This is a genomic window from Streptomyces sp. NPDC058619 (assembly GCF_042717785.1).
Lineage (GTDB): Bacteria > Actinomycetota > Actinomycetes > Streptomycetales > Streptomycetaceae > Streptomyces.
Genome location: NZ_JBHXQN010000032.1, coordinates 40,885 through 57,487 on the forward strand (window position 1 = coordinate 40,885; position 16,603 = coordinate 57,487).

The following is a 16,603-nucleotide window of genomic DNA, read 5'->3' on the forward strand; positions in this document are numbered from 1 at the left end:
TCCGTGATCCCCCGTACCCACAGAGACGCCCGGATCACCGGCGGGGTTCCCCGGAGGGAACGGCGGGATCGCGGACGGGACGGACCGGGAGGGCCTCGACGCTGTTGCCGATGAAGCTGCGCTGCTGCGGGAGTTCGGGCGCGGGGACCGCCAGGTCGAGGTCGGGGAAGCGGGTGAAGAGCCGCTCCAGGGCGATGGTGGCCTCCAGCCGGGCGAGCGGGGCGCCGACGCAGTAGTGCGCGCCGTGCCCGAAGGAGAGGTGGCGGGCGGCGGTGGGGCGGGTGACGTCGAAGCGGTCGGCGTCCGGGCCGTGGAAGGCCGCGTCCCGGCCGGCAGCGGTGTACCCGGCCAGCACCGGGGTGCCCCGCGGGATCACCGTGCCGTCGACGGTGAGGTCGCGGGTGGGATAGCGGAAGGGGAACCAGCTGACGGGCCCGTCCCAGCGCAGGGTCTCGTCCACCACGGCGGACCAGGTGGCCTTGCCCGCCAGGACCAGGGCGAGCTGGTCGCGGTGGGTGCACAGGGCGCGGACGGCGTTGCTGATGAGGTTGAGGGTGGTCTCGTGGCCGGCGACGAGCACCAGCCGCATGGTGCCGATCAGCTCGGCCTCGCTGAGCCGGTCGCCGTCGCCCTCGCGGGCGGCGATCAGGGCGCTGGTGAGGTCCTCTCCCCCGGCGCCGGCGGCGATGGCCGCACGGCGGGCCGCGGCGATCGTCCCCATGAGCCCGACGAGCTCGCGTACGGCGGCCATCGCCTCGGCGGGGGTGGTGTCGGTCGCGACGATCACCGTGTCGGACAGCTGGTGCAGCCGGCCCCGGTGCTCCGGGTCGACGCCCAGCAGCTCGCAGATGACGCTCATCGGGAGCGGGAGGGCGAAGTGCTCGCGCAGGTCGGCGACCCCGTCCGGTGCGGCTGCCGCGGCCAGGCCGAGGTCGTCGAGGAGGCTGTCGGCCAGCTCTTCCACGCGCGGCCTCAGCCGCTCCACCTGACGGGCGGTGAAGGCCTTGCCGACCAGCGCCCGGAGCCGGCGGTGGTCGGCGTCGTCCGCGGTGTGCATGCCCTGGGCGTTGGCGAAGACCCGGAGCGGCCAGTCCCTGGGGATGGTTCCGTCGTGCAGGGCGGGACAGTGCCGGGCGTCCTTGGCCACGTCGTCGCGGGCCAGGAAGTCCTTGAGCTCCTCGTGGCCCAGGACGACCGCGCCGGCGACGCCGCCGGGGAGGACGACCTCCGCCACGGCTCCGCGGGCGCGCAGCCGGGCGTTGAGGGCGTGCGGGCAGCCGCCCGCGGGATCGATCACGTGCGGGGCGTCCGGGTCGCTCGGGACGTCCGGAAGGTGACGGGACAAGCCGGCTCTCCTGACCTGATGGGCGCGTAACGGTCAACAGTGCTGCCTGGGCCTCGTGTTGTACAAGACCGCCCCGCCCCGCCTCAGAACCAGTTGAGGGTGAGGGGGAAGGTGGTGGTTGCGGTGGTGGGGGTGGCGTCGGTGGCGGTGGCGGTGATCCGGAGGGTTCCGGTGGCCCAGGGTTTGCCGGTGATGCGTCCGGTGGCGGGGTCGAGGGTGAGGCCCCAGGGGAGTCCGGTGGCGGTGTAGCGGACGGGGGGTTTGGCTCCGGTGGTGGTGAGCTGGATGGTGCAGGTCTGGTTGAACGTGCAGGTGCGCGGGCCGGGGTCGACCAGCTTCAGCCCGCCGGGAGTCGGGGTGGGGGTAGGAGTCGGGGTCGGGGTTGGTGTCGGCGTCGGCGTCGGCGTCGGCGTCGGCGTCGGCGTCGGCGTCGGCGTCGGGGTGGTGTCGCAGCCCGGGGTGGCTTCCGGCGGCAGGGGGACGCGCCAGAGCTGGGTGTCGTTCTCCGAGCCGACGAGCAGGCTGGCGCAGTCGGCGTACGTCAGCGTCTCGCCCTGTGACTGGGCGGGCAGGGCGACGTCCGCCAGTCTCGTCCCCGCCGTGTCGTACACGGAGGCCGTGTTGGCGCCGAGCGGACCGCCGCTGCGCAGCGCGTACGAGGCCCCCGACGGGGAGAACGCGCCGTCGGTGGCGAAGACGGGCCCCGGCCGGACCGGGGTCAGGGTGTTGACCTGTCCCGTCACGGGCGGCATCGGGGCCTGGTAGAGCCGGCCGGCGGCGCCGATGAGCTTGCTCGCGACGTACATCCGTCCCGTGGCGGGATCGGCGAGCAGGGACTCGGCGTCGTGCCGGCCGTCGGAGTACGCGAAGCGGTACGTCGCGGGCATCACCGAGGCGTTGACGAGCCGGTCGGGCTCGGCGAAGCCGTGGACGGTGATCTCCGTGCGGGCGCCGAGGTTGTCGCCGATGTCGCCGACGAGGAGCACCGGGCCGCCGGCGGCGTCCCTGCCGATCGCCAGTGCCTCCCAGTCGGTGTTGCCCGCACCCGACACGGTGAGGGTCGCCCGGAGCACTCCGGTGGCGCCGGTGCAGTCGACGGCGAGGACCTGGTTGGCGTTGCCGCTGTCGTTGACGGCGTAGAAGACGCCCGGGTGCCGGCGGCTCGCGGCGAGACCGCTGAGTTCGGCCAGCCCGCCGGGGAGGGTGCACGCGCGCTCCGGCGCCGCCGCCTCCCCGGCCGCGGCCTGGCGTACGACGGGGGGTGCGGGAGCGGCCGGGGAGGCGGTCGTGGTGACGGTGGCGGAGCCGGCCGCCCAGGCGACGGCCGGCAGGATCGTGGCGAGGACCGCGGTGGCGAGCGCCGCGGCGAGCGGGGGCGTGAGGAGTCGGGGCATGCCCACCATGTGACGGCCCGTCAACGCCGAACGCCAGAGGCAACTCCTCACCGTTCGAGCACCGTTCAATGCCCGGTCGGCATGGCTGCGCCCGCCGCCGCCGCTGCGTTCAGCGCGCGGGCTCCCGTACGGGGGCGTCGTGCCGGGCGTGCGCGATGAACGCGCGGGCGGCGCGGCTGAGCGGTCTGCGCGCGTGCGCGATGCCCACCGGGCGCAGCAGGGGCGGGGTGAAGGAGCGGACCTCCGCCCGGCTGCCGAAGGCCCGTTGGACGACGTCCCGGTACCAGATGAGGGAGCCCCGCCCGTCCGTCACGCCGGTCACCCAGGCGAGGCGTTCGTCGACCTCGAGGGACGGCACGGGGCGGACGCCCAGGCAGCTGAACATGGCCTCCAGCTCGGTGCGCCGGCCGGTCCCCGGCGTCGGGAGCACCATCGGCAGTCCGTCGATGAGGCGGAACGGCATGGGGTCGGGCAGCCCCGAGCCGGCCGGGGAGATGAGCACCACCTCGCGCTCCTGGATGTAGTGCGTGGTCAGTTCCTTGTCGACCGGCAGGTCGACGAGGGCCAACTCGGCCCGATGCTGGGTGAGTTCCTGGAGCAGGGTCTCGCGGCTGTCGTACTGCTGGAGCCTGACGTCGACGCCCGGATGACGTCCGGTGAAGGCCGGGACGAGGTCGGAGGCCAGGTCCAGGGCCAGGGTCGGGGTGGTGACGAGGGTGAGGACGGCCCGGGTGTCCCCGCAGTGCGGGGTGCCGATGTCGTCTATGGCCTCCACCGCGTCGAGCACGGTGCGGGCCAGCCGGACGACCCGGGCCCCTTCCGGCGTGAGGTCCACCCCCCTTCCCCGTCGGGCGAGGAGTTCGACGCCGAGGTCGCGCTCCATGGCCTGGACGGCCCGGGACAGGGCGGATTGGGCAACGAAGACCGAGGCCGCCGCGCCGGTGATGGAGCGGCAGTCCGCGACGGCGACGAGGTAGCGAAGCTGCGCGAGAGTGGGGGTCATGACCGGACGGTAACCTTGCGAGGTTGTACCCGTAAGAGCGAGTCGGGTGAACAAGCGTACGACTCGGGGTGGCGCACATGCCGGGTTGGTGACGAGGTATACCGGTGCGGCATGACCCCGCGCCGCGCGGCCCGCGCGACCGCCCGCCGGGGACGGCCGGCCGGCCCGGACAACGCCGCAGGCCACCGCCCCGGAGCGGCCCTCCGCGGGGCCGGGCGCGCGCCGTCCAAGCGGGTCCGGAGGCCCGGTTCGGGCGAAACGTCCTCCTCCGCATGCCCGTTGACAGTGCGGGGCGGCCACCGCACGATGCATCCCGGCGTCAGGGATTTAGACCACGGTTCGATCCCGCCCCTCTGTGGCGGGCAGCCCGGCCGACGCACACGTCCCGCACGTCCCGGCTCCGCCGCCTCGCCGGGGGACCTCGCTCGCCACCCGCTTCCCCCCGTCCTCCGCCCTGTCTGCGACATGTCACACAGCACTGGAAGAGGAGCGCCCCGTGATCCCCCACCCCGGTCCGTCCCCCCAGCCCGAGTCCTCTCCCCGGCCGGAGTCCTCCCCGCCCGAACCGTCCCCGCGACCCGGTCCGGCCCCGCACGCCACCTCGTCCCCGCGTGCCGACCCCTCCGCGCACGCCGACTCGTCCCCGCGACCCGTCCCCCGGGACCTGGTCGTCGCGGTCAGCCCGTTCGAGGAGCCCCACCCGCGGATCGTGACCGCCGCCGAACGGGCCGGGTTTCTCGGCCTGCTCGACCTCGGCCGGGACGACGGTGCCGCGCGGCGCGGCCTCGCCGAGGTCGCCCGCAGGCTGCGCGGCGGCCGCCACGGGGTGCGGGTGCCCGCGGGCTGCCCGCTCGCGCCGCACGAACTGCCCGCCGCGGTGGACACGGTGCTGCTCGCCGACCCCGCCTCGCACACCGCCGAGCGGGTGGCGGCCTGGTCGGCGGCCGAGGGGCGGCCCCGGGTGTGGGCCGAGGTCACCGACCCGGCGGAGGCGCTGGCCGCCGTGGCCGCCGGGGCGGGGGCCCTCGTCGCCAAGGGGCACGAGGCGGGCGGCCGGGTCGGCGCCGCCACCACCTTCGTGCTCCTCCAGCAGCTGCTCGCCGACCCCCGGCTCGCGGGGGTGCCCGTACGGGCGCACGGCGGGATCGGGCCGCACACCGCGGCGGCGGCCGTCGCGGGCGGGGCCGCCGGGGTGCTGCTCGACGTACAGCTCGCCCTGACCGCGGAGGGCGAGCCCGGGCTGCCCGCCGAAGTCACCGACGCGCTGCGGGCGATGGACGGTTCGGAGACCCGGCTGGCGGACGGGCACCGCGTGTACGCCCGGCCCGGCCTGACCCCGCCGGAGGGGCCGGTGGCCGCCCTGCTCGGGGCCCGGGACCTGCACGGCCAGCTGCTGCCGGTCGGGCAGGACGGTGCCTCGGCGGCCCGGCTCGCCGCCCGGCACCGGACCACCGCGGGGGTGCTCCGGGCCGTGCGCGAGGCCGTCCCCGGCCACCTCGCGGCCGCCGTACGGGCCCGGACGTCCGGGCGGCCGCCGGCCGTCGCGCAGGGCCCCATGACCCGGGTGAGCGACCGGGCGGCCTTCGCCGGGGCGGTGGCCGCCGCGGGCGGGGTGCCCTACCTGGCGCTCGCGGTGATGGCGGGCCCGGACGTGCGCCGCCTCCTCGCCGAGACCGCCGAGCGGCTGGGGGACCTCCCGTGGGGCGTCGGCCTGCTCGGCTTCGCCCCGCCCGAGCTGCGCCGGGAGCAGCTGGCGGCCGTCGCCGCGGTGTGCCCCCCGTACGCCGTCATCGCGGGCGGCACCCCGGCGCAGGCGGCCCCGCTGGAGGCCGCCGGGACCCGGACCCACCTGCACGTGCCCTCGCCGGGACTGCTGGAGCGGTACCTCGCCCAGGGCGCGCGGCGCTTCGTGTTCGAGGGGCTGGAGTGCGGTGGGCACGTCGGGCCGCGCGCCTCGTTCCCGCTGTGGGAGGAGCAGATCGAGCGGCTGCTCGCTTGCCCCGAACCGGAGTCGCTCGACGTGCTGTTCGCGGGCGGCATCCACGACGCGCGCTCCGCCGCGATGGCGGCCGCGGCCGCCGCGCCGCTGGCGGAGCGGGGGGCCCGGACCGGTGTGTTGATGGGTACCGCCTACCTGTTCACGGAGGAGGCCGTGGCGGCGGGGGCGGTGCTGCCGCGCTTCCAGCGGGCCGCGGTGGAGTGCACGCAGACGGTGCTCCTGCGCACGGCGCCCGGCCACGCCACCCGCTGCGCGGCCACCCCGTACGCCGAGACCTTCGAGGCGACCCGGGTACGGCTCGCGGAGAGCGGCGCGCAGCCGCGGGAGGTGTGGGAGGAGCTGGAGCGGCTCAACCTGGGGCGGCTGCGGATCGCCAGCAAGGGTCTGCGCCGCCCCGTGACCGTCACGGCGGCCACGCCCGGAACCACCGCCGGCGCCGTCACGGCGGCCACGCCCGGAACCACCGCCGGCGCCGTCGCGGCGGCCACGGCCGGGGAGGACGGCGGCCTGGAGTCCGTCGGCGAGGAACAGCAGTACGCGGACGGGCTGTTCATGCTCGGGCAGGCCGCGGTCCTGCGGTCCGGGACCACCACCGTGGCCGCGCTCCACGCGCAGGTCACCGACGGGGCGACCGAGCTGCTGGAGCGGCGGGCACGCGCGTTCGCCGCTCCCGGGCCCGCGGCGGCGGACCCGGACCCGCTGGACATCGCCATCGTCGGCATGGCCTGCGCCTACCCCGGTGCCCCGGACCTGGCCGCCTACTGGGCCCGGATCCTGGAGGGGGCCGACGCGGTCACCGAGGTCCCGGCCGAGCGCTGGGACCCCGCGCTCTACTACGACCCCGACCCGGCGCGCGCCGGTGAGCGCACCCCGTCCCGCTGGGGCGGCTTCCTCGGCCCCGTCCCCTTCGACGCCCTCGCGCACGGCATCCCGCCGGCCTCGCTGGCCGGGATCGAACCGGTCCAGCTGCTGGCCCTGGAGATCTCGGCGCGAGCGCTCGCGGACGCCGGCTACGACAAGGACCGCGCCTTCGACCGGTCCCGGACCTCGGTGGTCTTCGGCGCGGAGGCGGGCACCGAACTGGCGGGCGCCTACGGGCTGCGCGCCCTGTACCCCTCCTACCTGGGCGCGCTCCCGCCCGAACTGGACGCACACCTGCCCCGGCTCACCGAGGACTCCTTCCCCGGGGTCCTCGCCAACGTCATCGCCGGCCGGGTCGCCAACCGCCTCGACCTCGGCGGGGCGAACTGCACGGTCGACGCCGCCTGCGCCTCCTCGCTGGCCGCGCTGGACCTCGCCTGCAGGCAACTCCGCGACGGCGAAAGCGACATGGTTCTGTGCGGCGGCGCCGACGTGCACAACGGCATCAACGACTACCTCCTCTTCTCCTCCGTCCGGGCCCTGTCCCCCGGCGGGCGGTGCAAGCCGTTCGACGCGGACGCCGACGGGATCGCCCTCGGCGAGGGGGTGGGGGCGCTCGTCCTCAAGCGACTCGCGGACGCCGAACGCGACGGGGACCGGGTGTACGCCGTCGTCAAGGCCGTCGGCGCCGCCAGCGACGGCCGGTCGCTGGGCCTGACCGCGCCCCGGCCGGAGGGGCAGCGGCGGGCGCTGGAGCGGGCGTACTCCCGGGCCGGGATCGCCCCGGGCGAGGTCGGCCTGGTGGAGGCGCACGGCACCGGAACGGTGGTCGGCGACCGTACGGAACTCACCGTGCTGACCGAGCTGTTCGCCGCCTCGGGGGCGGCCCCCGGGGCCTGCGCGCTCGGTTCGGTGAAGTCGCAGCTGGGGCACACCAAGTGCGCGGCCGGGCTGGCCGGGCTCATCAAGGCGGCCCGGGCGGTCCACGCGGGCGTCCGGCCGCCGACCCTGCACCTGGAGACGCCCAACCCGGCCTGGCGGGCGGAGAGCAGCCCGTTCTTCTTCGACGCCGAGGCCCGGCCCTGGCCGGCGCCTCCGGGGCGGCGGATCGCGGGCGTGAGCGCCTTCGGCTTCGGCGGCACCAACTACCACGCGGTGCTGGCCGGTTACGCGGGTGCGGAGGAGCCGGCGCACGGGGTGGAGGAGTGGCCCGCCGAGCTGTTCTGCTTCCGCGGGCAGGACCGGCGGGCCGCCGGCCGCGCCATGGCCCGGCTCGCGGCCCGGCTGGAGGAGAACGACGCGGCCGGGCGGCCCTGGACCCTGCGGGACCTCGCCGCGGAGAGCGCCGCCGGCCCGGGTGCGATCCGGGTCGCGGTCGTGGCCGCCGACCTGGACGAGCTGGCGGTCCGGCTGGAGCGGGCGCGGGCGTTCGCCGCCGGCGCGAGGGTCCACGTACGGGAGGAGGCGGCGGATCCCGGGCAGGTGGCCTTCCTCTTCCCGGGGCAGGGCAGTCAGCGCATCGGCATGATGGGCGAGCTGTTCACCGCCTTCCCCGCGCTGCGGGCACTGCTGGACGAGGCCCCGGACGCCGTGGTGTCCGCGGTGTTCCCGCCGTCGGCGTTCACCGCGCGGGGCCGGGCGGCCCAGCGGGCGGCGGTCACGGACACCCGGGTGGCCCAGCCGGCCCTGGGGCTGGCCGGATCGGCGGCGCACCGGCTGCTCGGAGCGCTCGGCGTCCGGCCCGACTGCGTGGCCGGGCACTCGTACGGGGAACTGACCGCGCTGTGGGCGGCGGGCGCGTACGACGCCGGGAGCCTGCTGCGGCTGAGCGCGTGCCGCGCCGAGGCGATCGTGGCGGCCGCCGGGGCGGACCCGGGCACCATGGCGGCGGTGGCGGCCGCCCCGGAGGAGGTGCGGGAGATCGCCGCCCGTACCGGGTGCACGGTGGCGAACCACAACGCGCCGCGGCAGTGCGTGGTCTCGGGCCCGACGGCGGCGGTGTCCGGGGCGGTGGCCGCGCTGCGGGTGGCGGGCCTGACGGCGGAGCCGATCACGGTGGCCTGCGCGTTCCACAGTCCGGTGGTGGCGGGGGCGAGCGCGGCGCTCGCCGCGGAACTGGCCCGGACCGAACTGCGACCGGCCGCCGTCCCCGTCTGGTCGAACACGACGGCCGGACCGTACCCGGCGGCCGCCGAGGACGTACGGGCCCTCCTGGCACGGCAGGTGGCGGAGCCGGTGCGGTTCGCCGAACAGGTGGAGGCGATGTACGCCGCCGGGGTCCGGACCTTCGTGGAAGCGGGCCCGGGACGGGTCCTGAGCGGCCTGGTCGGCCGCGTCCTGCGGGGCCGGCCGCACACGGCGGTCCCGCTGGACGTGCCCGGCGAACACGGCCTGGTGCGGCTGGTGTCGGCGCTGGCGGAGCTGGCGGCGGCGGGCGTGCCGGTCGCGCCGGAGGCCCTGTTCCGCGGCCGCACCGGCCGGCTCCCGGAGCGGGCCCCGCGCCGCCCGGGCTGGCTGGTCGACGGCCATCTGGTCCGCACCGCGGACGGCGCCCCGGTCGCCGGGGGACTCCAGCCCGCGCGCCGGATCCACGCCGCCGCGGGCCTGCCCGCGGCGGACCGACCGGTCGGCGGGCCGGGGAGCCCGGCCACCGCCCCGGCCCCGACCGCGGCGGGGGTTCCGGCGGGGACCTCGGCGGGGGTTCCCGTCCCGGTCCCGCGGGGAGGCGGCGGCGCGGCTGCGGCCGGCGGCGACGGCGCGCGGGAGGCCGCGGTCCTGGAGTACCTCCGCGGCTCGCGCGCCCTGGTCGAGGCACAGCGGGACGTCCTGCTGGGGTACCTCGGCGCGACGCCCGGCGGCCGGCCCGCGACGCACCCGGCCGACGCGGCGGACGGTTACGGGGTGCCGGTTGCCGTACCGGTACCGGCGCCTGCGCCGCAGCCGCTCCCCGCGCCCGAACCGGCTCCGTGGTCCGCGGCCCCCGCGAGCCCGGCACCGCCGGACGGGGTCCGCGCCGGCGGCGCCGCGGGCCGGGGTCCGCGCTCCGCCGAGGAGGTGATGGACGTGGTGCTGGAGATCGTCCACGCCCGGACGGGATACCCCCGGGAGATGCTCGACCCCGAACTCGACCTGGAGGCGGACCTGTCCGTGGACTCCATCAAGCGCGTCGAGATCATCGGCGCCCTGGCCGACCGGATCGGCCTCCCCCAGGACCCCGGCGGCTCCACCGAGTCGGCGGTCGAGGAACTGTCCCGCATCAAGACCCTGCGCGGGATCGTCGAGTGGGTCACCTCGCGGGCGGCCGCCACGGGCCCACCACCGGTTCCGGACGTCCGCCCGGACCCCGCGCCTCCCGCCCGGCCGGAGCCGGCGCCCGCGGCGGTCGTGGTCGTGGCTCCGGTCGCGGCGGCGGTGACGGCGCCGGCCGTGGCTCCGGTCAGCCGGCTGCGGGTGGAGGTACGGCCCGCGCCGGCCCCTGCCGGGAGCCCCGGGGCGCTGCGCGGCCTGCGGATCGGGATCGTCGGCGACGGCCAGGGCGTGGCGCCCGCCCTCGGCGGGGCCGTACGGGCCCACGGCGCCGAGGTGCACCTGCTCGCCGAGGCCGCGGCCGGGTACGACGGGATCGTCGACCTGTCCGCGCTGCGGGCCGGTGCCGAGCCCGTACTGCCCGAGGTCTTCCCGGGGTTGCAGCGCGCCCTGACCGGCGGGGTGCCCCGGCTGCTCCTCGTCACCGCGCCCGGCACACCGGGCGCGGGCCTGCACGGCTTCGCCCGCAGCTGCGCCCTGGAGTTCCCGGGGCGGCTGGTCCGCGCGGTGGAGGTCCACCCCAAGGAGGACCCGGAGCGCATCGCGGCGCAGCTCCTGGCCGAACTGGGCTGCGCCTGCGACGCCGCGTGCGGCTGCCCCGGGGGCTCGGCCGTGAGCGGCACGCCCGCCGGTACGACCACAGGCACACCGGCCGGCACGGCCACCGGCCCGACGACCGATGCGTCCACCAACGCGGCCACCGGCGCAGACCGAGCCACGGCCGCCGACGCGGACCGCGCCACGGCCACCGGCGGGGAGGGCCCGGCCTCCGTCGGGTACACCGCCGACGGCGTACGGGTCACCCGGACGCCGGTCGCCGCACCGCTGGCCCGGACCGGACCGGGGGCGGCGCCACTCGCCCCGGGCTCGGTGGTGCTGCTCACCGGCGGGGCCCGCGGGATCACCGCGCGGACGGCGCTCGCGCTGGCCCGCTCCGGCCCCGGATGCCACGTCGAGCTGATCGGGCGCACCCCCGAACCCCCGCCGGAGGGCGACGGGTTCGGCCCGGCCCTCGACCGGGTGTCCCTGCGCGCCGCACTGATCGCCACCGGTCTGCGCAGGCCCGCCGAGATCGAGGCGGCGGCCTCGCGCATCCTGGCCGCGCGCGAGGTGCGGGCCACCCTCGCGGCCCTCGGCGCGGTGGCGGCCTCCGTCCGCTACCACTGCGCGGACGTCACGGACGAGCGGGCGGTCCGGGCCGTCGTAGCCGGCGTACGGGCCCGCCACGGCCGGCTCGACGGCATCGTCCACGGGGCCGGGACGCTGCGCGACGGGCTGCTGTGCGACAAGGCACCCGACGCGTTCGCCGAGGTGTTCCACACGAAGGTGGCCGGCGCCCGGCACCTGGCCGCCGCGGCCGCCGAGCACGGCCCGGTGCCCGCACCCCGCTTCCTGGTGCTGTTCGGCAGCGTCGCGGGCGTCTACGGCAACCGGGGCCAGAGCGACTACGCCGCGGCGAACGACGCCCTCGACGGCCTCGCGCGCACGTGGGCGGAGTCCTTCCCGGGGCGCGTGCTGTCCGTGGACTGGGGCCCCTGGGCGGCGGAGGCCGGCGGGATGGTCACCCCCGAGCTGGAGCGGGCGTACGCGCGGCGCGGGATCCCGCTGATCGCGCCGGAGGCGGGCACCGAGGCGTTCCTCGCCGAACTCGCGTACGGGGACGACGTACAGGTGGTCCTGATGGCCGGGGAGGGCGGGGGCCGTGGCTGACCGGGGCCGGCGCGGTCCGCGCCCGGCGGACGCCGCGATCGTCGGGATGGGCGCGGTGTTCCCCGGTGCGGGGGACCTGGCCGCCTACCGCCGCAACCTCCTCGCCGGTACGGACTGCATCGGCGACGTCCCGCCCGGGCGCTGGGACCCGGAGGTGTACTACGACCCGGGCGGCGCCGCCGGACCGGCGGTCGGCGACCGGTTCTACTGCCGGCGCGGCGGGTTCGTGGACGGGCTCGCCGCCTTCGACCCGACCCGGTTCGGGATCATGCCCGCCGCGGTGGAGGGCGCCGAGCCGGACCAGATGCTGGCCCTGCACGCCACGGCCGAGGCCGTCGCGGACGCGGGCGGGGACGCGCGGCTGCCGGCCGACCGCGCGCGGATCGGGGTGGTGCTGGGGCGCGGCGGCTTCATGGGCGTGGCCACCGCCCGACTCGATCAACGGGTGCGTACGGCACACCAGTTGGCGCAGACCCTGCGGGATGTCGTGCCCGAGCTGGGCGAGCGGCGGATCGCCGCGGTGCGATCGGCGTTCCAGGAGGCGCTGGGCCCCGAGCGGCCGGACGCGTCGATCGGTCTCGTGCCCAGCTTCACGGCGGCCCGGACGGCGAACCGGCTGGACTTCCGGGGCCCCGCCTACACCCTGGACGCGGCCTGCGCGTCCTCGCTGCTGGCGGTGGACCAGGCGGTGGGGCTGCTGGCGGGCGACCGGTGCGACGCCGTGGTGGCGGGAGCGGTGCACCACTGCCACATCGCCACGCTGTGGAGCGTGTTCACGCAGCTGCGGGCCCTGAGCGCGAGCGAGCGGATCCGGCCCTTCGACCGGCGGGCCGACGGGACCCTGCTGTCCGAGGGGACCGGAGTGGTGCTGATGAAACGGCTGGCGGACGCGGAACGGGACGGGGACCGGATCTACGCGGTCGTCCGGGGCACCGGGGTGGCCGGTGACGGCCGGGCGGCCAGCCTGATGAGCCCCCTCGTCGCGGGCCAGGTACGGGCGCTGGAGCGGGCCTGGCAGGACGCCGGCCTCGATCCCCGGGCGGCCGGCGCACTGGGGCTGCTGGAGGCGCACGGCACGGGTACGCCCGTGGGCGACGCGGCCGAACTGGACACCCTGGCCCAGGTGTTCGGGCCGCCCGCGCTCGGCGGCCGGACCATCGGGTTCGGCTCGGTGAAGTCGATGCTCGGGCACACCATGCAGGCCTCCGGCATGGCCGGTCTGATCAAGGCCGCGCTCGCGGTGCACGAGGGGGTGCTGCCGCCCACCCTGCACCTGGAGGAGCCGCACCCCGGCCTCGCCCTGACCCGGATGCGGCCGGTGACGGCGGCGGAGCCGTGGGAACGCGGTCCGGAGCCCCGCCGGGCGGGGGTCAACGCCTTCGGCTTCGGCGGGATCAACGCCCACGTGGTGCTGGAGGAGGCCCCCGGCGCCGCGTCCCGCCCCGCCGCTCAGGTGCGGCGCTTCCTGCCGCTGGCCGGCCCGGCCGTGCCGGTGGGTCCGGCGGCGCGGGAGGACGTCCTGCTGATGGCGGCGGACCGGCCGGCGGAGCTGGCGGCCCGGCTGGCGGCCGGGTCCCCGGTGTCCGGCGGGTCCGGGCCGTGCCGGCTCGCCGTGGCCGGGCCGACGCCGCAGCGGCTCGCGCTGGCCGCGAAGGTCGTGGCGCGCGGCCGGCCCTGGCGGGGGCGCGGGGAGGTGTGGTTCGCGCCGGAGCCGCCGGCCGGCCGGGTGGCGTTCCTCTTCCCGGGGCTGGAACCGGAGTTCGCCCCCGTCCTGGACGATGTGGCGGACCGGCTCGGCCTGGACCGGCCCCGGCTGACCCGGGACGGGGCGCTGGAGCGGCGGGCGCTGGACGCGATCGCCACGGGCCGGTTCTTCGCCCGGGTGCTGCCCGGGGTGGGGATCGACGCCGACGTGCTGGCGGGGCACAGCCTGGGCGAGTGGGCGGCGATGGTCGCGGCCGGGATGTACCCGCAGGACGCGGCCGACACGTTCCTGGACTCCCTGCGGCCCGGCTCGGTGAAGGTCCCGGACCTGGTGTACGCGGCGCTGGGGTGTGGTGTCCGGCGGGCGGAGGCGGCCCTGCACGGCCTGGACCGGGTGGTGGTCAGCCACGACAACTGCCCGCACCAGTCGGTCGTGTGCGGGGACCCGGACCAAGTGGCGGATGTGGTGCGGCGGTTGCGGGCCGAGGGGGTGCACGGCCAGGAGCTCCCGTTCCGGTCGGGCTTCCACACCCCGATGTGGGAGCCGTACCTCGGCCAGGTCCGAGCCGCCTTCGGCCGGCTGCCGCTGCGGCCCGGCACCCTGCCCGTCTGGTCGGCGACGACGGGTGCGCCGTTCCCCGCCGAGCCGGAGGAGGTGCGCGAGCTGGTGGTCCGCCACCTGCTGGAGCCGGTGCGCTTCCGCGAGCTGGTGCTGCGGCTGTACGAGGACGCGGGGGTGCGCACGTTCGTGACCCTGGGCCCGGGCGGCCTGCCGGGGTTCGTCGAGGACACCCTGCGCGAGCGGCCCCACCTGTCTGTGTCCACCGCCTCCCCCCGGCTGCCGGGTCTGGCGGCGCTGCGCCGTACCTGTGCGGCCCTGTGGGCGGAGGGTCGCGAGCCGCGCTGGGAGCTGCTGTCCACGGGCCCGGCGACGCCGGAGCCCCGGCCGGGCGCCGCCCCGGCGGCGGCCGGACCGGGGGGCGTCCCCCCGGCCGCCCCCGGCGCGGCCGTCCCCGCGGCCGGCGTCAGGGCTCGGGCCGTCCCCGCCGCCGCCGGGCGGGCGGTGCCGCTCGACCTCGGTTCGCCGCTCGTCCGCCTCGGCGGGGCGGCCCGTACCGCCCTGGGCGGCCTGCGGCCCGCGGTACCGGGACCCACCGCGCCGTCGCAACCCACCGCGCCACCCGGACCGGCCGCGCCCCGGCCCGTGCTGCTGTCCGCCCTCGACGCGGTCCTCGACGACACCCGCTCGGCCGCCCTGAGCGTCACCGCGGCCTGGTCGGCCGCACCCCCGCCGGAGCCCCGTCCGGTCCGGGAGGCGGCCGCGCCGGTGGCCGTACCCGTACCGCCGCCCGTGCGCCCGCCCGTACCGGCCGGGCCGGCCCGCGTGGAGCGCCTGCACCTCTCGCTCGCGGCCCTGCCCTACGTACGGGACCACTGCGTGTACCTCCAGCCCGACGACTGGGCCGAGGACTCCGACCGGTTCCCCGTCGTCCCCATGACCACCATGCTGGAGCTCGCGGAGCGGGCCGCCCTGCGGCACGCCCCGCCCGGCCTGCACGTCGTCGGCCACGCGCAGGTCCGCGCCCTGCGGTGGCTCCCCGTCGAACCGGCCGTCGACGTCGACGTCACCGTCCGGGACGACGGGCCGGGCCGGGTCCGCGTCTCCCTCGGCGGCTACGCGGACACCGTCGTCCTGCTCGGCGCGCGGTACGGGGAGCTCCCCGCGCCCGACCCGGCCCCGCTGTCCGGCCCGGGTCCGGCCCCGGTCAGCGCCGACGCGCTCTACCGCGACCGGTGGATGTTCCACGGACCGCGGTTCGCCGGGGTCCACGAGGTGCGCACGGTCGGCTCGGACGGCATCGAGGGCGTCCTGCGGGCGCTCCCCGACCCGGGGGCGCTGCTGGACGCCGCCGGGCAGCTGTTCGGCCACTGGATGCAGCTGCGGCTGCCGGTGGACCGTCTGGTGTTCCCGGCCACCGTGGACCGCATCCGGTACGCCGGTCCCCCGCCGGCCCCGGGCGAGCTGGTCGGCGCCACCGCCCGCGTCCGCGAGGTCCGCGAGGTCACCGTCCGCGGGGACCTGGAGCTGCGCCGGGCGGACGGCGGGGTGTGGGCCCGGATCGACGGCTGGACGTACCGCCGGTTCGGGGCCGACGAGCGGGTCTGGCCGATGAAGTTCACGCCGGAGGTGTGCGGCATCGGTGAGGCGCAGCCCGCGGGCTGGTGCCTGGCCCGGCGCCGCTGGACCGACCCGGCGTCGCAGGAGCTGGTGATGCGCCGCTACCTCGGCGCCGCCGAGCGCCTCGCCTACGAGCGGCTGTCGCCGCGGGCGCGGACCCCCTGGCTGCTGGGCCGGATCGCCGCCAAGGACGCGCTGCGCGGACTCCTGTGGGAGCGCGGGGCGGGGCCGGTGTTCCCGGCGGAGGTGCCGGTCGGCAACGATCCGGCGGGCCGGCCCCTGGCCGGGGGGCCGCTCGTCCGCGGGTTCCGGCTGTCGCTCGCGCACAAGGACCGGGTGGCGGTCGCGCTCGCCCACCCCTCCCGGACCGTCGGCATCGACGTGGAGCCGGTGACCGGGGACCCCGGCGCGCTGATCCGCGTCGCGCTCGGGCCGGACGAGCTCCGGCTCGCCGAGGACCTGGCCGCCCGCGGGGGCACCGGTCTGCCGGCCGCGCTGACCGCCCTGTGGTGTGCCAAGGAGGCCGCGGCCAAGGCCGGGGGCACGGGGCTGGGCGGCCGCCCGCGCGACTGGCGGGTGGCCGGGGACCCGGACACCGGCGGCCTGCGCGTGCTGTCCCCCGACGGGCACCCGCACCCGGTCCGCACCGCCCTCGTCGCGGGCCCGCCCGCCGACCACGTCGTCGCCTGGACCGCCCACCCCGCGGCGGTGTCCCCCGTCCCCTTCCACCTCACGGAGACCAGTCATGGCAGCTGACATCCTCGCCGAGATCACCGGCATGCTCGTGGAGATCGTCGGTGACGAGTACCTCCTCGCGGACGAGGTCACGATGAAGACGACGTTCAACGAGGACCTGGCCCTGGAGAGCATCGAGTTCGTGGCCCTGGCGGAGCTGCTGCACCAGCGGTACGGCTCCCGCGTCGACCTGATGGGCTTCCTCGCCGAGAAGGACATGGACGACATCCTCGCCATGTCTGTGGGGGAACTCGTCACCCACATCGGCCGGATCACCCACGCCTCCCTCACCCGGACCCCGGCGGGCCCAGCCCCCCTCGCCCCGGCCGCGACGGGCGCCTCCGGCGTCCCCGCCACGGACGGCTGA

At 77.6% G+C, this 16,603-nt stretch carries 6 protein-coding genes; 3 read left to right on the top strand and 3 right to left on the bottom strand.

Annotated features, from left to right (window positions below):
- Positions 1-34 precede the first annotated feature (34 nt).
- The 3 genes from ACFWTC_RS26285 to ACFWTC_RS26295 form a co-directional block, all read right to left on the bottom strand.
- Positions 35-1,345: a cytochrome P450 gene (locus ACFWTC_RS26285; protein ID WP_384028726.1), complete on the bottom strand. Its 1,311-nt coding sequence runs from the start codon at positions 1,343-1,345 to the stop codon at positions 35-37.
- 83 nt (positions 1,346-1,428) lie between these two features.
- Entirely contained in the window at positions 1,429-2,739 is a 1,311-nt protein-coding gene (locus ACFWTC_RS26290; protein ID WP_384074670.1) for a putative Ig domain-containing protein, read from the bottom strand.
- Positions 2,740-2,848: 109 nt separating this feature from the next.
- Positions 2,849-3,742, bottom strand: a complete 894-nt coding sequence (locus tag ACFWTC_RS26295) for a LysR family transcriptional regulator (RefSeq protein WP_383931281.1) — start codon at positions 3,740-3,742, stop codon at positions 2,849-2,851.
- Positions 3,743-4,238: 496 nt separating this feature from the next.
- Between ACFWTC_RS26295 and ACFWTC_RS26300 the strand changes: the two genes are divergently transcribed.
- The 3 genes from ACFWTC_RS26300 to ACFWTC_RS26310 are packed head-to-tail and all read left to right on the top strand — an operon-like array spanning position 4,239 to position 16,603.
- On the top strand, positions 4,239-11,618 hold the full coding sequence (locus ACFWTC_RS26300; protein ID WP_384028730.1) for an SDR family NAD(P)-dependent oxidoreductase: 7,380 nt from the start codon (positions 4,239-4,241) through the stop codon (positions 11,616-11,618).
- Positions 11,611-16,257, top strand: coding sequence for a beta-ketoacyl synthase N-terminal-like domain-containing protein (locus ACFWTC_RS26305; RefSeq protein WP_384028732.1), 4,647 nt, complete (start codon positions 11,611-11,613; stop codon positions 16,255-16,257). Before ACFWTC_RS26300 ends, ACFWTC_RS26305 begins: the two co-directional genes overlap by 8 nt.
- Complete coding sequence (locus tag ACFWTC_RS26310) at positions 16,247-16,603, top strand: acyl carrier protein (RefSeq protein ID WP_383931273.1); 357 nt, start codon at positions 16,247-16,249, stop codon at positions 16,601-16,603. Before ACFWTC_RS26305 ends, ACFWTC_RS26310 begins: the two co-directional genes overlap by 11 nt.

Excerpts from the sequence above, each read along its gene's own strand:
- ACFWTC_RS26290 (WP_384074670.1), bottom strand. The coding sequence starts at position 2,739 with ATGCCCCGACTCCTCACGCCCCCGCTCGCCGCGGCGCTCGCCACCGCG.
- ACFWTC_RS26295 (WP_383931281.1), bottom strand. The coding sequence starts at position 3,742 with ATGACCCCCACTCTCGCGCAGCTTCGCTACCTCGTCGCCGTCGCGGAC.
- ACFWTC_RS26310 (WP_383931273.1), top strand. The coding sequence starts at position 16,247 with ATGGCAGCTGACATCCTCGCCGAGATCACCGGCATGCTCGTGGAGATC.